The 1,573-nt window shown below is 57.3% G+C and carries 1 protein-coding gene; it reads right to left on the reverse strand.

What is annotated here, in order from left to right; translation table 11 throughout:
- Window positions 1-208 precede the first annotated feature (208 nt).
- Window positions 209-1,573 (reverse strand): ADP-ribosyltransferase (locus tag AB5Y84_RS00015; protein WP_368176140.1); only part of this gene is annotated, 1,365 nt, incomplete at its 5' end.

Below are 1,573 nucleotides of genomic sequence, written 5' to 3' on the forward strand. Positions count from 1 at the left end.
TTCGCCGCCAGTCTAGGAGAGGCCATCAACAGGGACTATCGGGATTGGTCGCGATTTTTGTACTGAGCGCGGCGTGCTATCTCGCTGACCGAAAACCTAAAAAAAGAGAGCCACCAACTTGCACTGAGCCCCCTATAGCCCACTCCCGCCAGAATAAAAAAACGGACACCCGAGGGTGTCCATTGGTATCAGTTCTCGTGCTATCTGGTCACGCCAGATCGAGGCCGCGCATCTTCAGACGGATATCAACCTCTTGCGGCTTGTCGGCACCGCCCGACCCTCTTGCCAGATCCAACGCATCCAGCAGCCCCTTGCTATGGCCGCTTTGTTCTCCCAACTTGGCCTCTTCCAGTACCCGCCTGGTGACTCCCCGCTCATCTTTGGCACTCAGCAACACCCGCATATCCGTCGCCTTGTTATAGAGGATCTCCTGCTCATCCCCTTCAACGGATATGTCGCTGACATCGATCCCCGAGCGGCCAAATACCGTGGAAATAGTGCCTGAACCACCAAAGCTGGTGGCCACCTTGGGATCCCGGGAGGTGGAGAAATAAGCGGCATCATGACCGACTTGCCCCTCTGCCACCCCGCTGAACGCATCGCCACCGTGGGTACCGCGGAAGGTCTTGACCAGCTGCTCGGCGGGAGTGCTTTTTTCAAAAGCAGCAGACATGCCCTGATCGATCAATGCTTGCCCTGCATCCAGCTGCTTTTCCTGACGCAGCGAGCGATTCAGGTGCTGGTATTCGCCATTGGTGTAGAGACCAAGCGCCATGACTTCAGCATCGCTGTAAAAACCGTGGGGCTGTTCACCCAGATATTGTTCAGCCTCCAGGCCAAATTGATTCTGCAAGCCCTCAGCCAGCGCCTTGTCGGCGGGCTCACCTTTAACTTCGCTCTCGACGGCATAGCGTAATTGGGCAACCTCATGCATCAGGTCGTTCAATCCGGCTGCAACCTCACCAAGTTGCTCCTGCGTGGCGGAGCTCACCCATTCGCTGGCCTGCCTGCCCGTGGTTCCCCATTGCTGCAGAGCAATCCCGCCCAAATTCAGTTCAAGCAGGCGGGCGGCCTGATGAGTGGTTGCCTCGATTTTTGATCCATCACGAATACCGCTCAGGGCAGTGACCAAGGAACGCAGAGCACCGTTGCCAGTCGCCAGAGTAGTGTGGTCCTTGCGCAGTTGTTCAGCATTGATACTTTTCAGCTCGCTTGTCTTGTCGAGCGCGCTCAGGGTATAGGGCAGTGCCTTTTGCAAAAAAAGACGTTTCTGATCCGCCATGGAGAGGTTTTCTGCTACCTGAGTCTTCGGCGCAGCGGCACTCTTTCCACTCCCCAGCAGGTTGCCAATCCACTCTTTGATAGCCACGAACGGACGGGCCAGTTGGGCCCCCAATCGCGAGAGCAGCCCCTGCCCTTTCTGCGGTTCGCTGCGGTTGCCCAGCAAGATCGCATCTTGTCCGGTGGCAACCTGACGTGCCTCCAGCTGGCCCATCCGGCCAACCCCTGTGGTTGCATCACTGTGGTGAGCGACGGCCTGTGTGCCGACGGTGTTTGCTTGAATCTGCATGAT

Origin of the sequence: Aeromonas sp. s11 (assembly GCF_040907945.1) — a bacterium.
Classification (GTDB): Bacteria; Pseudomonadota; Gammaproteobacteria; order Enterobacterales; family Aeromonadaceae; genus Aeromonas; species Aeromonas veronii.